General features: G+C 36.5%; 12 protein-coding genes. 11 read left to right on the forward strand and 1 reads right to left on the reverse strand.

Going from position 1 to position 18,449, the window contains the following annotated elements:
• Positions 1-63: 63 nt before the first annotated feature.
• The 5 genes from J7E52_RS10790 to J7E52_RS10810 are packed head-to-tail and all read left to right on the forward strand — an operon-like array spanning position 64 to position 11,327.
• Positions 64-4,200, forward strand: a complete 4,137-nt coding sequence (locus J7E52_RS10790; protein ID WP_214745851.1) for a phage tail tape measure protein — start codon at positions 64-66, stop codon at positions 4,198-4,200.
• The gene (locus J7E52_RS10795) at positions 4,200-5,027 is read left to right on the forward strand and encodes a phage tail domain-containing protein (RefSeq protein ID WP_214745854.1); all 828 of its coding nucleotides are present in this window, start codon (positions 4,200-4,202) and stop codon (positions 5,025-5,027) included. The genes J7E52_RS10790 and J7E52_RS10795 overlap by 1 nt, the downstream gene beginning before the upstream one ends.
• An 8-nt stretch (positions 5,028-5,035) precedes the next feature.
• Positions 5,036-7,108 (forward strand): phage tail spike protein, encoded by a 2,073-nt coding sequence (locus J7E52_RS10800; RefSeq protein ID WP_214745857.1) that lies wholly within the window; start codon positions 5,036-5,038, stop codon positions 7,106-7,108.
• A 12-nt stretch (positions 7,109-7,120) separates the two neighbouring features.
• A complete protein-coding gene (locus J7E52_RS10805) occupies positions 7,121-9,121 on the forward strand; it encodes a tail fiber domain-containing protein (RefSeq protein WP_214745861.1) in 2,001 nt (666 codons plus the stop codon).
• 16 nt (positions 9,122-9,137) lie between these two features.
• Positions 9,138-11,327 carry a BppU family phage baseplate upper protein gene (locus J7E52_RS10810; RefSeq protein ID WP_214745864.1) on the forward strand — a complete coding sequence of 730 codons (2,190 nt, stop codon included), beginning with the start codon at positions 9,138-9,140 and terminating at the stop codon, positions 11,325-11,327.
• Between the two features lie 87 nt (positions 11,328-11,414).
• Here J7E52_RS10810 and J7E52_RS10815 read toward each other — a convergent pair whose 3' ends face one another.
• Positions 11,415-12,476, reverse strand: coding sequence for an acyltransferase family protein (locus J7E52_RS10815; protein WP_214745867.1), 1,062 nt, complete (start codon positions 12,474-12,476; stop codon positions 11,415-11,417).
• A gap of 533 nt (positions 12,477-13,009) precedes the next feature.
• Between J7E52_RS10815 and J7E52_RS10820 the strand changes: the two genes are divergently transcribed.
• The 6 genes from J7E52_RS10820 to J7E52_RS10845 all read left to right on the forward strand — a co-directional run bounded on the left by J7E52_RS10820 (position 13,010) and on the right by J7E52_RS10845 (position 18,449).
• On the forward strand, positions 13,010-13,402 hold the full coding sequence (locus tag J7E52_RS10820; RefSeq protein WP_214745870.1) for a hypothetical protein: 393 nt from the start codon (positions 13,010-13,012) through the stop codon (positions 13,400-13,402).
• Between the two features lie 19 nt (positions 13,403-13,421).
• Positions 13,422-13,679, forward strand: coding sequence for a holin (locus tag J7E52_RS10825; protein WP_214745873.1), 258 nt, complete (start codon positions 13,422-13,424; stop codon positions 13,677-13,679).
• Between the two features lie 454 nt (positions 13,680-14,133).
• Positions 14,134-15,471 carry a peptidoglycan-binding protein gene (locus J7E52_RS10830; protein ID WP_214745876.1) on the forward strand — a complete coding sequence of 446 codons (1,338 nt, stop codon included), beginning with the start codon at positions 14,134-14,136 and terminating at the stop codon, positions 15,469-15,471.
• 372 nt (positions 15,472-15,843) lie between these two features.
• Positions 15,844-17,592, forward strand: coding sequence for a hypothetical protein (locus tag J7E52_RS10835; RefSeq protein WP_286197656.1), 1,749 nt, complete (start codon positions 15,844-15,846; stop codon positions 17,590-17,592).
• Between the two features lie 190 nt (positions 17,593-17,782).
• Positions 17,783-18,127 (forward strand): YolD-like family protein, encoded by a 345-nt coding sequence (locus tag J7E52_RS10840; RefSeq protein WP_214745879.1) that lies wholly within the window; start codon positions 17,783-17,785, stop codon positions 18,125-18,127.
• A 148-nt stretch (positions 18,128-18,275) separates the two neighbouring features.
• Positions 18,276-18,449 (forward strand): carbon storage regulator, encoded by a 174-nt coding sequence (locus tag J7E52_RS10845; protein ID WP_214745882.1) that lies wholly within the window; start codon positions 18,276-18,278, stop codon positions 18,447-18,449.

Genomic DNA, 18,449 nt, shown 5'->3' on the forward strand with positions numbered 1-18,449 from the left:
AAGAAGTAGGTTCAAAGATCAAAAAGTGGTTCCTATTGATGCCGTATTCTAGGAGGTGGAAGTATGGCTGAAGAGATTGGCTCCATGATAGTTCGTGTCGGTCTGGATGGAGCAGATTTTGACAAAGGACAGAAAAACCTTTTACAAAAAATGAATCTCGTAAAAAGTGAAATGAAAGCTTCCCAATCCCAGTTCGGCAAATATGGGAATTCACTTGATGCCCTAAAAAGCAAACAAGTCATATTAGGGAAGCAGTATGCATTACAAGGCCAACAGGTTCAGGCATTAAAGAAAAAGTATGATGAATTAGCAAAGGCACACGGCGCTGAAAGTGAAGCAGCTTTAAAAGCAGGATCTAACTTGAACCGGGCAACTGCTTATTATAATACTCTCGGTCGCAATTTGAATGAAACATCTAAGAAAGTTGATACCTTGAATTCTAAATGGCACAAAGCAAGCCAGGGGATGTCCACTTTTTCAAACAATATGTCAAGCACAGGAAATAAAATGGACGAGTTTGGTAGGACCATGGCTTTATCCGTTACTGCTCCTATTGCTGGAATAGCAACCGTTGCAGTACGAACAGGTATGACCTTTGATAAAGAAATGAGCAAGGTCCAAGCTATTTCAGGTGCCACAAGTGATGAGCTGAAAGCACTGAGAGATCAGGCTATAGAATTAGGAGCCAGTACTTCTAAATCTTCAACGGAAGTAGCAGAAGGTATGAAAGAGTTATCTGCGGCAGGCTTTACAGCGAAGGAAGTAATGGGTGCAATCCCTGGTGTAATCTCGGCCAGTGAAGCTTCTGGGGCTGACATGGCTCAAACAGCCGAGGTTATGGCTTCCACACTTAATATCTTTAGCATGGAAGCAAGCAAAGCCAGTAAAGTTGCAGATATATTGGCTAAGACAGCGAATATTTCTGCAGCAGACATTACAGATATGCAATATGCATTGAAGTATGCCGGGCCCCCTGCAGCGGCACTTGGAATAGGTCTTGAAGAGTTATCTGGTTCTATAGGTATTCTCACGAATGCAGGCATGAAAGGCGAGCAAGCGGGTACAACCTTGCGTGGTGCATTACTTGCACTCCTGAATCCATCAGAAGCTAACAGCAAAATGATGGAAACCATGGGAATTGCCATCACAGATGCTGAAGGGAATTTTGTAGGACTTTCAAAACTTGTAGAGAACCTTTCCGAGTCAATGGAAGGTCAAACAGAGACTCAAAAAGCGGCAACCTTAGCTAGCTTGGTTGGCACTGAGGCCGTTTCCGGAATGCTCTCACTAATGTCAGCTGGGCCAAAGGAAATCGATAAGATGACCAAATCCCTTGAAAACTCAGGTGGTGCATCTGCGGAAGCTGCCAAGATCATGAAAGACAATTTTGCCGGTGCCATGGATGAACTATTGGGGACATTGGAATCTATAGGAATCCAAGTTTCAGATGTTATGACGCCAGCAATAAGGGACGTAACGGAATGGCTAGCTAATATGGGGGATAAATTCTCTGCTTTAAGTCCAGAAGCTAAAAAGACCGTAATTATTCTCGGCTTGGTAGCTGCCGGTATCGCACCTATAACACTCGGCATGGCCGCCCTGTTTAAATCAATAGGGATAGTTTCTGGGGGATTAGCTGCGGGCGTAGGTTGGTTAGGGAAGTATCGCTCACAAGCAGTTCTTACAACTGCCTCAGTAACTACAATGGGTAACTCTGCAGTTGTAGCTTCCACCAAGATGAATACAGCCAATGTCGCAATGGCAAGGTCCACAAAAGGGATGGGTGCCCTACGCGGTGGTGCAACAGCGGCCGGCGGGGCCATGACAATGTTTGGTGGAAAATGGGGTATGGTTGCAGGCATTGCGACTATGTTCTTGCCTGAAATATTAAAAGGTGGTAAAAGCCTTTTAGGATTCGGTAAAAACGCCGTAACAAGTGGCGGCAGTGTTGCAAGCATGGGTGGAAAAGTTTTCGGAGCTGCTAAAAACCTCAAAAACTTAGGTTCGGTATTGATGGTTGCAAGAGGTGGGGTGGCTGCTTTTGGTGGACCAATTGGTCTGGCTGTAACTGGCGTCACTCTACTTGCTCAAGGGGGATATAAGCTATATAAACACCTCAAAGAAGAGCAAATCCCTACACTAACTGACTTTGGTAATAAGGTTTCTGATTCTACGACTAAAGCTGTTTTAGGATACAAAAAGTTGAATGACGATGCTACTGTGCAATTAAACCTTTTGTCTTCTTCAGGAAAAGCAGTTTCTCAAGAAATGGCTGATAAATTGGTGGATACATTCAGTAAAATGGGTGGAACAATTAAAAATAGTTTGAAGAAGGACTTTGAAGATAGTAAGAAAAATATAGAAAGTGTATTTTCAAGCAGTGTTCTCACCGACAACTACCAAAAAGAATTGCTTGGAAAAATGGAGACAGCTAACCAAGAGAAACTTGCTAAAATTCAGCAATACGAAGACAGAGTTAAAGAAATCACCGATCGAGCCGTTGCACAGAAACGCGAAACTTCTCAATTTGAAAAGGCTGAAATTGCCGCAATTAATCAACAAATGAGGGATATGGCAGTTAAAACTTTGTCAGAGGGTCAAGTAGAACAACAAGCAATCATGGAAAAATTAAGAACTAATGCTAGTTCAATTACTGCAAGACAAGCAGCTAAAACTGTAGCTGATAGTAAAAAAGCTAAAGACGGAACCATTAAAGAAGCCAATGACAAGTATAACAAAGCTATTGCAGCTATTATTCGTGAACGCGATGAGACAGGAAGTATCAGTGCCGAAGAAGCTGATATATTAATTCGAGAAGCTAAAAGACAAAAAGATGGTTCTGTTAAAAAAGCTAAAGAAATGCATGCTGGTGTCATTAAAGCAGCTAAAAAACAAGCAGGCGATCATAAAGATGAAGTGAATTGGGAGACTGGTAAGGTTCTAACTGGCTGGGATAAGATGACTAGAGGTATTAAAAAAGCAGTAGACTGGATCAAGGGTATCTTTGGTGGAGGAAAAACAAAAGAAACTCCATCCTTATCCTCCAATAAAAGTGTAGCAAAAAAACCAATTCCTATGATGGCAAAAGGTACCCCGAATGGTAGTCATCCTGGAGGGCCAGCTATTGTTTCTGAAAAGGGACGAGAATTAATTCATGAACCAGGTAAAGGAACGTATTTATCAGGAAGTAACGGTGCTGAACTTCGAAACTTAGCTCCTGGAACTAGTGTATTACCAAATCACTATACAGAAAAAGTATTAAAACGTTATGGAATGCCTGGATATGAAAAAGGAACCGGCGATTATTTTGATTGGATGTTTAAAGGATCAAAACATTTTCTCGGGAAAACATTTGAAAAGTTTAGTTTGAAAGACTCCATGATTCCTAGCTGGATGAACAAATTATCAGGCAATCCAATTAGCTCAATGATAGATATGGGTTCAGATTGGGTTAAAGGTTTATTGGATCAATTCACATTAGGCGGCGGTGGCAGTGGAGGTAGTAGTAATAATCCTGTTGGAGCTGGTGTAGAACGCTGGAGAAGTACCGTCATTAAAGCTTTGTCAATGAATGGTTTACCTACAGCTAAGGCTTATCAAGATGCATGGTTACGTCAAATCAAGTCAGAATCAGGCGGTAATCCACATGCTATCCAATCATCAGGGGTAAAAGATGTCAACTATTACTCTGGAAATTTGGCTCGCGGACTCGTCCAGGTGATCCCGCCAACATTTTCCGCATTTTCATTCCCCGGCCATAAGAATTGGAAGAACGGTTTAGATAGCTTGCTTGCAGGTATGAACTACGCTAAAAGTCGATACGGTTCAAACATGCTTGGAGTTATCGGGCATGGTCATGGCTATGCAACTGGTGGAGAAATTAATCACCCTCAAGTGGCAGCGTTAGGTGAAAATGGTTGGAAAGAGTGGGTTCTTACATCAGAACCTAAATATCGCAAAAATAACTTAGGAATGTGGGCAGAAGCCGGTCGGGCTTTAGGTGTACCAACTGCATCTCAATCTCCAGCATCTGGATTAGATGGGACAGCTGCTCTTCTTATTGAGCAAAATAACATTTTAAGACAGCTGTTAAATAAAAGTTCAGATTTTTACTTGGATAGCGACTTAGTAGGTAGCTCGTTAGATAACCGGAGCACGAACCACTTAACAAGAAAATCCTTCAATAGGGGGATAAGGTAATGAGGTATGATTTAAAACTTGATTTCGGGGATGGGGAGCAGAATCTTAATGATTTGCTCCCTAAAGTGCGTTTGTCATCATTTAGTCCAGAAGCACCAATTGTGGACCGGAAAAGTTTAGCTCTTCCGGGTCGGAATGGTATTATCTTGACCAATCAAAGAAAAACGATTTACAAAGAACGAAAAATCATCGTAAAGTTCCTTATAAATAGTAGAATTCCAGAGCAGTTCTACTTATGGAGGCATGAGGTATATAAGCTGTTGGTACGCGATGAACCTTACTATATTTCTAATGAATTTGAGCCCTATAAACGATGGCTAGTCATCTGTGATGGTAACTTTAACATTGATAAAGACTCAAACAAGAATTTTAAGGAATTCGATGTGGAATTCACTTGTATAACTGGGTTTGCTGAATCTAAGTATATGGCCAGCGAATACTATAATCTTGGCGGAGAAATGTATGGTGTGGGCATGAATATCCCGCAGGACGATTTAGTATACAGTTTCAACAATAATTATAGTTTTAAAGTATATAATGGGGGCGATGTACGACTATACCCTACAGATCATGATTATAGCGTTGATTTAGTCTTGTCTGGAACCAATGTAAAAATTAAAAATAACAACACAGGTGAATACCTTAAAATAAAAGGAAAATTGACTAACGCGAAAGTTATGATACTCAGACAATATGTAACGGTAAATGGAAAGATAGCACAAACAGAAGGACGTTTTCCTTCTTTACTGCCTGGATATAATAAAATCGTTATTACAGGAGCGAATAAAAGTAGTGTTGACTTTATCACACGTTTTTATTTTAAGTAGGTGGAAAAATGATTAAAGGTATAGATGTATCACATTGGCAGGGGACGATAAATTGGAATAGCGTAGCTGATGACGGAGTAAAATTCGCCTTCATTAAAGCGACTGAAGGTACAAGTTATTTTGATCCAGTTTGTACAACCAATGTCATCAATGCTAAAGCTAACGGAATCAAAGTAGGTGTATATCATTTCGCAAGATTCACATCCAATGCGGAAGCACTAGCTGAAGCTCAATACTTCTTGAGTAGGGTTAATGATTTAGACCTTGATTTACCGTTAGTACTTGATATCGAAACTGATCAAGGTGATATTGGGAAAACCGCATTAACAGCTGCAGCAAGAACATTTTTGGATTATCTTAAATCCCAAGATAGAAAAGTAATGATATACACCTACTATTCCTTTTATACAAATGACATCGATGCCACAGGTTATCCTTTATGGATTGCTAGATATGGAGTAAGTTCGCCAGGCCTTAATGATTGGACCATATGGCAATATACAGATAGTGGGAGCATTAAAGGAATCAATGGTAATGTCGATGTAAATAAGGCTGTTGATTCGTTTTTATATGAGCTAATAGAGGAACCTCCAGTTGACCCTGAAACACCAGATTTAAAAATTGCAGGAGATACTTCTTATAGTGTCACAAAAGACGTTTTCCTAAATCAAATGTTTATTGAAAATAAAAATAATGGGGAACGTGTAGAAATTACAGGTGTAGAGCCTTTAATCACCGATGGATTGAATGGCAAGAAGGAATTAACTTTTACTATTTCACTTACCGATGAGAATCAAATTGAATATGACATGCTGATTAATGATAACATCATCGTAATTGATGAAAAACGATTTAAACAGCAACGTTATATCATTTTGAATGTGGATGCAGACCATATCGATTTTACCAAAACGATATCTGCTCAACATACTTATGTGGCAAGGCTTGTAAACAATGATGTATCAGGAACAAAAACAGGTTCGTTAACCTTAGAAGCAGCCCTAAACCATGCCTTGAAAGGTAGTGGTTTTTCTTATGTCTTAGCAAGTGACACCAAGGGTATTAAGGCAATTGAACAAGAGAACTTCGGTAATCAAAATTCTATATCTTTAATGGATGAGATTACGGAAGACTACAAAATTGAGTTGGACGTAAATAACACAAAAATATACGTTTATAAAAAAATGGGCAAAAGAGTAAATTATTTGATGGACACTCGTTACAATGTATCAGGATTGAAAATATCTTCATCCACACAAAATAGCACGACAAGAGCATGGGGATACGGGAAACAAGATGATAAAGGAAAATACCTTTTTGACCCGGTTCTATATATTCATCCTGAAGAAAAAGATTTTCTAATTGACGGTTATCCGAGATGGGCAGATCCTATACGAGATGAGAAGTATACAAAAGCCTCCAGTATTAACGATGCATTAGAGAATCTTGTGAACCCTTATCCGAAAGTTACAGTAAATGCTGATTTGGAATTATTCTATGACCCGAAATTAGAAGAGTTAGAAGAACCTTTTTACAAGGGCGATAGTGTAGGGATGATTGCAGATAAAGGAAATGGTTCTACGTATGAGGATGAATTACGGATTGTCCAATTAAGTTATAATCCACTTGATCAATATAGTAAGCCTGATTTAACATTCTCCAATTTCAGAAAAGACATTTATGATATGCAAATTGATGACAAAGTAAGGATTAGACGACAAGAAAAGTATTTCCGCAATATAACTGGCGGTATTAGAAACAGTCTACCTCAACAAATAAATATGATGCTTATATTCAATGGATCTAATTGGTTCATTAATTCAAGCAATATCACTACAGGAAGTGTGTCCATTACAGGAGACGCTATTTTAGTGTCTACAGGTGGATTAGACATTAATGTCACAAGTGCAATAGTCAATGAAGATGTAACTTTAAAAACAGCAGGATTTGATGCTACTACTGATTTTACATCAACCAACAATACCATAAAGATTAACTTAATAAAGGCTGGAGCCATTGCTTCACCTTTAATTAATGTCCCTGTGAATAGTCAAATATCCTTGTCCGTATTTCAACAGTAAAGGAGTGACAGCATGACGATTAGTTTAATTAAAACACACGATCCCACCAAAAACGCTCGGCTTATATCGCAAATGGACACGAATGCAACAACCACCGAACATGCATTGAACGATAATGAACGAAAATTGCTTGATCATAAAACAAGCGAAACAGCTCACAGTGCAAAGGACATTGTCTATGAAAATAGAAATGTACATTCCGAATTAACCCAGATCCAAAGTCGAATAAATAATTTAGTTTTGAATAGTTCCGGCAACAACATTACTGAAGTGGTCGATGCAAGAGCGGATTACACAGGACGAATATTCACTACCTTGAAATCCTTATTAGATAACTATCTTCCGAAAGTAATAGCAAACGAAAATCAGATAACTGTTCTACTTCCAGCTAAAAACAAGATTGATCGTTTTTGGCTGGATCCATTGGATTTTGGCGCAGTTGGTGATGGTACAACTAACGATAGTGCTGCCTTTTCTCAAATCGAGAGTGGGTATAGTAACCAAATTGTAAACCTTAATGGAAATACTTTTGTGGTCACATCTTTTCCGAATAAAAACAAATACGCAAACGGCACATTTAAATTATTAGACGGTAGTAAAACGTTATCTGCAGATTACTCTTTAGTAGCTCGAACCGGTAATAATTCAAGTATCTACCTGGGGAAAGATGCAGGCAAGAATTCATTACTTTACAATTATGAATCTGCTTCGGTGGGTTCTTATAATAATGTTGGAATTGGTTATGAAGCTCTTTTGAAAAATGTTAAAGGTTACCGGAATACTGCCATAGGATTTAAATCAATGACCAATAATGTGGAAGGTTACTACAATGTTGCCATAGGGGATTATGCATTGCATGACAATGTAGGTGCTCATACAAATAGCGACGATGATCCTGGAAGCAGGAACACAGCTATAGGAACTAATGCAGGAAGGTACAATACTACCGGTCGAAAAAACGTCTATGTGGGTAGAAACGCAGGACATGCCAGTACTGACGGAAGTCATAACACAGCTGTTGGATATAACGCATACAGCGGTACAGTGACAGAGGGTGTTGCTCATGATGTAAAAACTGCAGGTTTCAATACACATGTCGGATACAATGCAGGGTTTAACACTAATGCAGATTTTAACCAATCACTTGGAAGTTTTGCTCTTTATGCAAACGAAACAGGAAAAGCTAACGTTGCAATTGGGCACCAATCCAATAGTTCGAATGTAAATGCTAATAACAATGTAACCGTAGGCGTCGATGCCATGAGGAATCACAATGATGATCTAGGTCATGACAATACAGCAATTGGTACACAATGCATGCTTAACATTGTCACAGGTAACAGTAATACGGCTGTTGGTCGTAATGCTCTATCCACCACTATTGCGGGCAATAATGCTAATAATTTCACTGGATGCGTAGGGTTAGGAGCAAATACACGTATTTCTGGTGATTATCAAATGCAACTTGGTAATAGTGGGGTAACTGTTTATTCCTATGGTGCTGTTCAAAATAGGTCAGATTTAAGAGATAAAGCTGATATTCAGGATACTACATTAGGTATTGAGTTTATAAATAAATTACGTCCTGTGGATTATAGATGGGATTACCGAGATGACTACGTAGAATTTTACGAAGAAGAGGATGAATTTGGCCAACTCATCACTAAAACACGGAAACTAGAGAAAGACGGAAGCAAAAAACGTATTCGTTATCATCATGGACTAATTGCTCAAGAGGTGAGAGCGGTTATGGATGAAATGGGAGTCGATTTTGGTGGGTACCAAGATCACAGTGTAAATGGTGGTGACGATGTTTTATCGATTGGTTATGAAGAACTGATTGGCCCCCTAATCAAATCAACTCAAGAAATGTCTTCCACGATACAAGGTTTAGAAACTAAAGTAGAAGAAACAGTGACTGCAAATCAAGAGATGTTTGCAATGATACAAGATTTGCAGATTAGATTAGGTGAATTGGAAAGCAAACAAGCACCAGAGGAACCATCAGTTTAAAAGGAGGGAACGGTTAATGGCAGAAAATGAAATATTCAAAAGTGGAAAAATGTCTGTTGATGTTGCTCCAAGGACTGTAGGTATATTAAAAACATCCATTCAATTTAGCACTCAAGATCAAGGGACTGCAAAATTGATTTTTTCTTTATCAAAAGATGGTCTACCCCTACCATTAAGTTCAGCTGCCACAGCAAAGATTTTCTTAAGAATGGCTGATGGTAGTGTGTTTGAAAAAATCGTCTCCATTGTGGATCAAATAAACGGAAAACTTGAATACGTGTTGGAAGAAGAAATTTCTCATCCAGGATTAGCAAAGGGCGAATTGAATATTAATTATGCAAATGGTCAAGCCTTGTCCGTTTGTAAATTCTCCTTTAATATCGACGCATCATTAATGGACCAAGACATTGTTCCTTTAGCTGAATATTATGTGAAGGATTTCAATACTCTCCAATCTGATATTGAACAAAGAGCAGCAGTTATAAATGTGACTGTTGATGAGATGCAAGAAAAGGTGGATGCGTTTGAATCCACTGCAGTTACCTTAGATCCTAGGCTTACGACAGTTGAAGAAAAAGTGGCAACTGCTACCGTACAGTTGGCGGATACTGTGAAAAAGCACGGCGATAAGGTTAGCGTTAAGGAATATGATAATTTAGTTATTAACGGCGACTGGACAAACGCATTTCAAAATGCATTTCAAAATGCCACATTTGTTGACGTTCCCGACGGTGATTATATGATTAACGACCAAATACTGAAGAATACGGGAAAAAAGTTGGTCTTAACTATTTCAAAGGGCGCTAACTTTAAAGCGGGTAATTCTTTTCCAACAGGAAAATCGCTTTTTAAAGTAGATGGTCTAGAAAGATTTGTGCTAAATGGACTTATTATGGACGGTAATTGGTCTTATCGCGGTTTTGCAGATTGGACTAACTATATTCATGGAATAGAAGTTAAAAATATTACCAAAAAAGTTACCATAAAAGAATGTGAAATTTCAAATTATCCAAGCATTGCGATACAGGTAGTAAATAGTAATAATGTTCATATTAGCGGTAACGTTATAGAAAGCGGACAGTTTCACGGTATCGAAGTAAAGGATTGCGTGTTTTCTCACATCGGAAGAAATAGAATATTAGGGATCGGAAATGCCGGAGTAGATCCAATCAAGGGAGGTATTGGAGTTTTAGTTACTAAGGGGCAAAAGGCATATATTTATCGTAACGATGTATCTAATATGTCTGATACAGCGATGAAGACTGAAGGAACAGATCATGTTATATTCAGTGGAAATACAGCCGTAGATTCTGGGAAAGATGGAATAAAAATAATGAGTCATTCATCAAGATTTCCATCATTTGCGAAAGTAATTAATAACACTGTTCTAAGACTTAATGAATGGAGGCCCGATGGAACCTCTTTGATCGCTATTCAAAGTATTAAGAAATCCATTGTACAAGGGAATATACTTGAAGGTGGAAATAAGACGGGGTCGCAAGTCGAGAATGGTGTAAGGGTTAATTCTATTGACGGAGTAGTATATAGTGAGGATTCAACAGTAAGAAATAATGTAATTAAAAATACAAATTCTGAGAGCATCTATATAGATAAAGTTAAGAAAATTTCCATTACAGATAATTCAACAGATCACGGAATTAATGTAATAAATTCGTTGTCTAGTTTGAAGGTTAAAGGTAATTCACTTACACCTGTTTCTGTAAAATCAACTATAGTCGGAATTCAAGTTTTTAATTCAGTGAATGTAGATATTTCTAATAATGAAATTTCTAAGTTTTTAAACGGTATTCTTGTGTCCCCTGGGTTACTCACGAAACGAATCACTTTAAAAGACAATGATATTAGTGATCTTGATGGTTACCCGATTCGAGTTAAAAATTACGGAACTGACTTAGCTGTTATTAACCTATTGGACATTTCAGATAATCGTATGATTAATGTTGCGCAGGTTAATAATATATCAGAAGCGATAAGTGTGAGCATATTAAATAGTAATTTCAAATTCCTTAAACTGAGGGATAATTTACTGCAATCTGAAGGAACAGGTACGATCTCATACATGTTTCAAGTGTTAGATACAGGTACTAATATTACTAATGCGATACTGAAAGATAATGTTTCTAATTCCAATAAGCAAGTACTTAAAAATAAAATCACAAATATTTTGGAACAAGTTGTGGCTTAAAATGAAAATGAGGAGAACGAATTATCCTTAACAAAAAAAACAAATAACAAATCCTTGTAAGGGTTTGTTATTTGTTTTTAATCTAAGTTATATTACTGCTTTTGTCTCGTGATGCGTTGTTTTTCTTGAAGGAAGAAACCTTTTTCTGCAGTAATTCAAAATTGGCTTTTCAATGATAGAGTGGAAGATGCATCCGGCAACAATAGCAAGTAACGCTATAACAGGTATCGTAAAAATTCCTAAAAGGTTAAATAAATCTAATGGACCTACAATCTTTACAGAAGCAGCCAAAAAAATAGGATGGGTTAAATAAATGGAATATGAAGCACTACCAAGATATTTAAATATAGGGCTAATATTCGGCTTTCTTGTAAAATCTAAATTTGCACAGCCTAAAATCATTAATGCAGCAGGAAATCCACCCATGACAATTCGACTAATTTCGAAGGAGAAATATTCATTTAAAACCCAAAAAGTAAAAAAGCTTATTATACCTATTGTTAATGGAAGTGATCCTGAAATTTTTCTTTTTGAAAAAATATAAGCAACACTACAACCTAATAAAAATTCAATATTATACTCACTAAAAATAAAGTTTATTAATAAAAATTCTTCAAAAGGGTTTATAAAAAGCATGACAAAAGTTATTAACATCCAAGAAACGACTACTGGGAAAGTGTACTTAGGTTTTATTAAAATTAAAAGTGCAAAAACTAAGTAAAAAAACATTTCGTGTGTTAAAGACCAAGCTACCCCTAATATAGGTTGGAGTTCTTGAGGTATTAATAGTAGAGACTTAATTAAATAAACAGGGTTGCTGTAGTGTGGTTCTCCAAATGACGGAACTGCCAGATAAATAGGTATTAAGGTAAGTGCAATTATCCAATAAACTGGGTAGACTCTAATAACTCGTTTTAAAACGAAAGGTTTTAGTTTATCTGGTTTACCAATATCGGATTTGTGTATGTAAAAGATGATAAATCCACTTAGAACAAAGAAAACATCAACACCTAAATACCCTGGATTAAAAAAACCATACAAGAATTCTGTATTATAATCCTTAACAAAAATCCTAGTAGTGTGATGTAATAATACTAATATTGCAGCTATTCCTCTTAATGTTTCAATTGAATCTAATTGTCTTTTCAAAGTACTACGTCCCTTCAGAATATATGTTTGATATATATAGGTTAATTGTTAATAAATGGTGCGTCAATAACAATCTTATTAAAGAAGCTGACCTATGGTTTTTTAGCATTACAAAAAAAGCTGATAGTAAATAAAGGTAACCTCTTTTTATTTAATCTTTGCTCGTCCTGACGATAATATAAGTGAAAGTGATTAACAGTTTCTACGTAACAAATAAAACATGTAATTAGAAAATACTTTCACTTTTATTTATAATGAGCTAAAGAAAGGTGTGTTCAATATGGTGGGGAAACACGAAGGGGATTTTTTAAAAGGTCTTTTGTATGGTACTACTTTGAGCATATCGTTATGGATTTCTTTTATTGGGTGGATTAAATTAATCATTAGTACTTGTACTTTATTTTAGATTCAATTTTTGAAAACTGAATAGCAAAACAATCCAAGTCGTCCTAAAAGGGCGGCTTTTTATTATGCATAAACATCCTAGACATACAGAGATAGAGAGAATTTTATGTTAAAGGGGGTTATGGACATTGGAGGAGATGGACATGCCACAACGGTTAGAGAATCATGAGCAACGTATCTCACAATTAGAAACCAATTATGGTGAGGTAATTAAGGAAATATCAGTTATAAAACAAGGTCAGGATCAGATTGAAAAAACCGTTTTGCAAACCTCGAATTCTCAAAAAGATATATTGGTTTCACAAAATCAAACAATGCTGCAGCATTTACTTACCATTAACCAGAAGCAAGAAGAAGTAAAAGGACAGGTGCAATTAACAAAAATCGCAGCAGAAAAGGACGTCACAGTAGCGAAGATGTCCAAGCAAGAAAAGGTACTCGTAGCTTTACTTTCTGCTCCAGGTCTATTGTTAGCAGCCTTTGAATATATACCAAAAATCTTAAATTCGTTTGGAGGTTGATCATATGGATAATGAAGTCATGCAACAAGTATTAATATTTACAACTATTTTAGCTCCAATCGTCGCGGCCGTGGTCCAGGTAGTAAAACAAACTGTAACCTTGCCAAATAATGTACTGCCAATCTTGAGCTTAGTAATTGGTCTAGCAGTAGGTTCAGTTGCCTTCCCATTCACGGATATGGATATTGTATTAAGATTATGGGCTGGTGCATTCGCTGGTCTTGGTGGTACTGGTCTTTATGAGTTAGTTGCCAAAAGAGAAGGAACTTCAAAATAAGAGCCCATCGGGTGGCTTTTTTTAGGTATGTTTATTGTGATTTTTGGGGAAAGACTATTGTATTGGAATTAATAAGGGATGGGTGGGATATGTTTTTTCATACAATCGTTGGTTTTGTTTTCCCCTGGATCCTAGGAGTTTATTTAGTTAGAAATCAGACAAGGATTTTCGTTATTATTTACCCGGTTGGTGCTGCCATAGCTTTTCTAATAAACAAAATTGGATTTAATTATTTTTGGAAGATGAATGGGGACTTTGTAGAATTATCGTTCCCCTCGCTTCCTTATGATATAGGGCTCTTTCCAATACTGAGTTGTTTATTTATATGTATAATCCATTTTGAAAAAATAGGTATCCTAATTACTTTTTTAGTCTTTACATTAGGTACAAGTTTCATTGAACTATTACTGGTGATATTAGGTAAATTAGATTACCTAAATGAATGGAATATTTATTGGACAGCAGTAAGTTATGGGATATCCTATTTAATTACTTATGGTTATTACAAAATAGTCGTAAAATATTTTTCATTAAACAAACAGATGCATTAATGAAAAAAGGAACACAAACGCCTTATATAGGCGTTTTTTTTGTTGCTCCGAAAATAAGAATACCATTTAAAATTAAAAGGAGACGATGGAAAATGAACTTTATTAATCTTCCACAATTAGTCGATATGAGAGGTAAATTAAAATCAAATGGCACTTACTCAAAACGAACGAAATCAATCACACACCGTGTATGGCATCACTCATTAACCAAAAAGAACTTGTCAGGTTCTGATGCTGCAAGCTTTGCGGCATACCATGTAAGTACACTCGGGTGGCCTGGATGTGGCTATGCTCTTGTAATCGAGCCTAAGAATATAATTAATACTCCGAATGGTAAAAGGGCTAGGATTGTATATGCCAATGATATTAACCGCAGGACCTACCATGTGGGGAATAGTAATCAATTCTCACTCGGAATTTGTGTTGCTGGGGATTATCGATATGACACTATGGATGAAGCTACTCTTGCAAGTATTGCAGAACTTCACGCTGCCCTTGTTAAAGATGGGATTGGGAAATATGATAAGGCCCATAATGAAATGCCGGGTTATAGTTGGAAAGCATGTTGTGAGTATAACTATAGAGATGCCTTTGATTGGAAAGGTTCAAAAATTCCAGCCAAGCCAGCACCGGCTCCTGATGTTTATACAATCCAAGAAGGCGATACTTTATGGAGCATTGCACATAAAGATGGAACTGGCGGAGTTCAAGTTGAAGATTTAATTAAAGCGAATCCTGGAATAGATCCAACTAAACTAAAATTAGGTCAGAAAATCAATTTCGGAAATGCTAAAGAGGTTATTGTTAAACCTGATATAAAAGAGGAAGACAAAGTATCAAACAGTAGAGATGAAACAATCAGGTCCATTCAAAAAACGCTAAACAGCCGTTATAAAGCTGGTCTTGTTGTAGATGGATATAATGGCCCTAAAACTAAAACAGCGCTTATAAAAGGCCTACAAACAGAACTTAATAAGCAATTCAATAAAAAGCTAGTTGTAGATGGAAAGTGGGGAGATGAGACCAAGGATGCCGTTGTTACTGTCCAAAAGGGTGCAAAAGGCAATCTTACTTGGATTCTACAGGCTGCACTATATACAGAAGGATTTAATCCTGAGTCACTTGATTCTATCTTTGGAAAAGGTACTGAGTCAGCATTATCTAAATTCCAAAAAGCTAAAAGCATAACTGCAGATAACAAGGCTGGTAAGGTAACTTTCACTAAGTTGTTTGCTGCATAATCAAGAGTCCTTACTCGTATTGAGTAGGGGCTCTTTTTTTGTTGAAGTTCTGTTAAAGATGTTGTTCTAAAAGCAGGTTATTTCATTAAACACAACAGAATCTTAACGTTATTGGAATTTTTTCATACAATATAAAGTCGAGTGGCTGGAAGGATTATTTTAATAGAAGCATGGGTAGTTAAAAATATCAAATCTTTCCTAATCCCTTGAATGATAAATGCAAAAAAAACGAAAAAATGCTTGAATAATGTTCCAATTTACAAGATGATAATGGTAAATACATTATTTTGTTTGACTAGAGAAAGTGTGCGCCAACGTATGATGTATTGGTATGAAAAAATAGGTGCGTAGGGCGTGCAGGAGGATAAATGCATGAAAAGCATGATTAGGTTTGTAATGATTAACATTAAACAGAACAGCTTTGACTTTAAAGAATACACAACAGAGCTAATGGAAAAGGTAGAAACCGGATTAGCAGCAAAAGATTTGGAGTTTTATGCAAATAAAGATCGAATGCGAAAATGTTCTCTTGTTTTAATGGACAAGCAGTATGTTGTTCAGTTTACTTTTATTATGACCCATGGGACTTCTCAATTGAAAGTGGACATTTCAAGGGAAGCGAATTCGGTAGATGACAAAGAGTTGCATGATTTAAAGATTAAGATAAAAGATTTAATAATAGATGAGTGGGAACAGTGTGTGTGGTTGGAGGACCGACAATCAGAGGAATTAGCTGAAGATTTATATAAGGACGTTCATTCCGTAGAAAATTCCCTACGCCGATTAATTAACACAGTCTTATTTTATAATCTGGGCGGCGATTGGTGGGAAAAATACATGCCCACTCACCTGACAAAAAAATACAACCAAAGGAATGACCCTTACAAAGACCGGGCCCCTAGCTTTAAAAATATCCATACGAATTTATTATCCATAGATACCGGGGATTTAGTTACTATCATCTCGTTTAAAACCTATCGAGTGAAAGAAACCAATATTTTTAGGGAAGATGATCCTTTTATATTTGGTTTTGCGGAACCAGAAAGTAATATTGATAGGCGGAGAGAACTGCATCGCTTTCAATACATTATGAATAATCTCATGAATGACGAAAAATCGATTGAAGGACTTCAGAAAAGTTTAACCCGCATCTTACAAGAACAAATGGAAGTCGACAAAGATTTTTGGGAAGATTATTTTGCACCGTGGTTTACTTGTAACATAAGGGAATTCCAAGGGAAATGGGAAAACTTTAGTACGGATCGAAACCATGTGGCTCATAATAAACTAATTGATACTAAGTTATATCAAAAGTTCAAGAAAAGCATGGGTGATCTGCTGACTCTAATTACGCAGGCAGAGAGTAAATTCTCCGAACATTTAGATCAAGAAATGAACAACTTTCTGGAAGAATTAGAAGAGATGGAAGAGATCGAATACCGTCAAAGAGAAGCTGATCTGAGAGAAATAAAGGCAGAGGAAGCTGGAGTGCAAATTCGAGATGAGGATGACATCTTCGAATTACTGCAGGAAAACATTAATTTAGCTTTTGGAGAAATTAAGCAAGACATTTACTACAGAAGTGATCTTGAAATTATCTATAAAGAGCCTTTGTTAAAAGATAACGATGAAAATGTGTTAGTGATTATTCACAATGATACTAGAAATTGCATAACAGTTGATGTAGAACCTTTCATTGATGCAGAAGAAGCCGGAACAAGCACTGTGAACTTTTTAGTATATTACAATGATGATCATCAAGAAAGTTACGAAATTAGCTATACGAATGGCGAAGCGTATTTTAATAAAGACCAAGGTTGTTATATGCCAAATATACAAGACGAGTTGGATGTTTCTGCGTTTGAGGACCTGGAAACTCTTGTGCATAAATTAGTGAATGAGAAAATGCCCGAAATAGATGAGGATATGGCTTCATTTCCTTGTGTCGAATGCAACGCATTTGCGGTTAATATATCAAAAGAAAATGAATATACAGTAGGACACTGCTTTAAATGTGGTCATTCAAATCAGGTAGGCGGGTGCATGAAATGTGAGGAACCTATAGACAGTACACAAGATGGATTTTGTGAAAGTTGCCAGGAATATATAGATAGACAGTAATTTACTTTCTATTTTCTTTACAAATACGGAATTAGTTCTATAAGGTATAAAAGAGGCCACATAAGTGGTCTCTTTTATTTGTTCAAAAATCAACATTTCTCTAGCCTGAACTTATTTGGGGAAGGAATTTTTTTACTTTTTATAAGAACGTTCGTTCGTATATAATGGATAATAAGGAGGGATTTTTCTGATGGGGACAATTCGTGATAGAGGGCTAGTTAAATGGCAAACAGCATTAATTATGCCTGAACATAAAGCTTTAAATAAGAAAATAGGTGAGGTCGATTATTTCCTAAATAAAAAACCTATCCTTGATGAGTACCAGGTTGAAGAGTTTGAAAACAACATTCATTATGCGATGGAATTTCATTTACCGATAAGTTTTAGATTGCATAACGAGGTAAATGCTCATGATTTGTATGGGCATTGTGTGTACATTCATCCTGTCACGAAAGAGTTACGTATTCAGAAGAAAGATAGTTCCTTTGAGTATATTCAGTTTGATGAGATTATTGAAATAACTGTTGAGGATTAAACAAAAAGCCCTTCTCTTATGAGAGGGCTTTTTGTTTGTTTTCTAAAATAAAAGTTCAGAGCTACTTAAAGATTATTTATAAAAAAGATTAAAGAATTATTATGCATGGCCGATATTTCTTATAGAACATCAAGGAGGATGATCAGGAATGGGTTTAGTTGTTACAAGGAAAATGGAGCAAACACTGGTTATCATCAATGAAGAAACCAAGGAAAAGATAGAAATAACAATTTTTAGACATGAATTAAAAGGTGATATTCGAATGAAGATAGATGCACCGAAGAAATATAATATTCTTCGTGAAGAGGTAATACCTGAATAA

The organism is Bacillus sp. ISL-34 (genome assembly GCF_018613325.1).
Taxonomy (GTDB): Bacteria; Bacillota; Bacilli; order Bacillales; family DSM-1321; genus Peribacillus.

Coding starts and splice junctions, on each gene's coding strand:
- J7E52_RS10790 (WP_214745851.1), top strand. CDS start 64: ATGGCTGAAGAGATTGGCTCCATGATAGTTCGTGTCGGTCTGGATGGA.
- J7E52_RS10795 (WP_214745854.1), top strand. CDS start 4,200: ATGAGGTATGATTTAAAACTTGATTTCGGGGATGGGGAGCAGAATCTT.
- J7E52_RS10800 (WP_214745857.1), top strand. CDS start 5,036: ATGATTAAAGGTATAGATGTATCACATTGGCAGGGGACGATAAATTGG.
- J7E52_RS10805 (WP_214745861.1), top strand. CDS start 7,121: ATGACGATTAGTTTAATTAAAACACACGATCCCACCAAAAACGCTCGG.
- J7E52_RS10810 (WP_214745864.1), top strand. CDS start 9,138: ATGGCAGAAAATGAAATATTCAAAAGTGGAAAAATGTCTGTTGATGTT.
- J7E52_RS10825 (WP_214745873.1), top strand. CDS start 13,422: ATGCAACAAGTATTAATATTTACAACTATTTTAGCTCCAATCGTCGCG.
- J7E52_RS10835 (WP_286197656.1), top strand. CDS start 15,844: ATGAAAAGCATGATTAGGTTTGTAATGATTAACATTAAACAGAACAGC.
- J7E52_RS10840 (WP_214745879.1), top strand. CDS start 17,783: ATGGGGACAATTCGTGATAGAGGGCTAGTTAAATGGCAAACAGCATTA.
- J7E52_RS10845 (WP_214745882.1), top strand. CDS start 18,276: ATGGGTTTAGTTGTTACAAGGAAAATGGAGCAAACACTGGTTATCATC.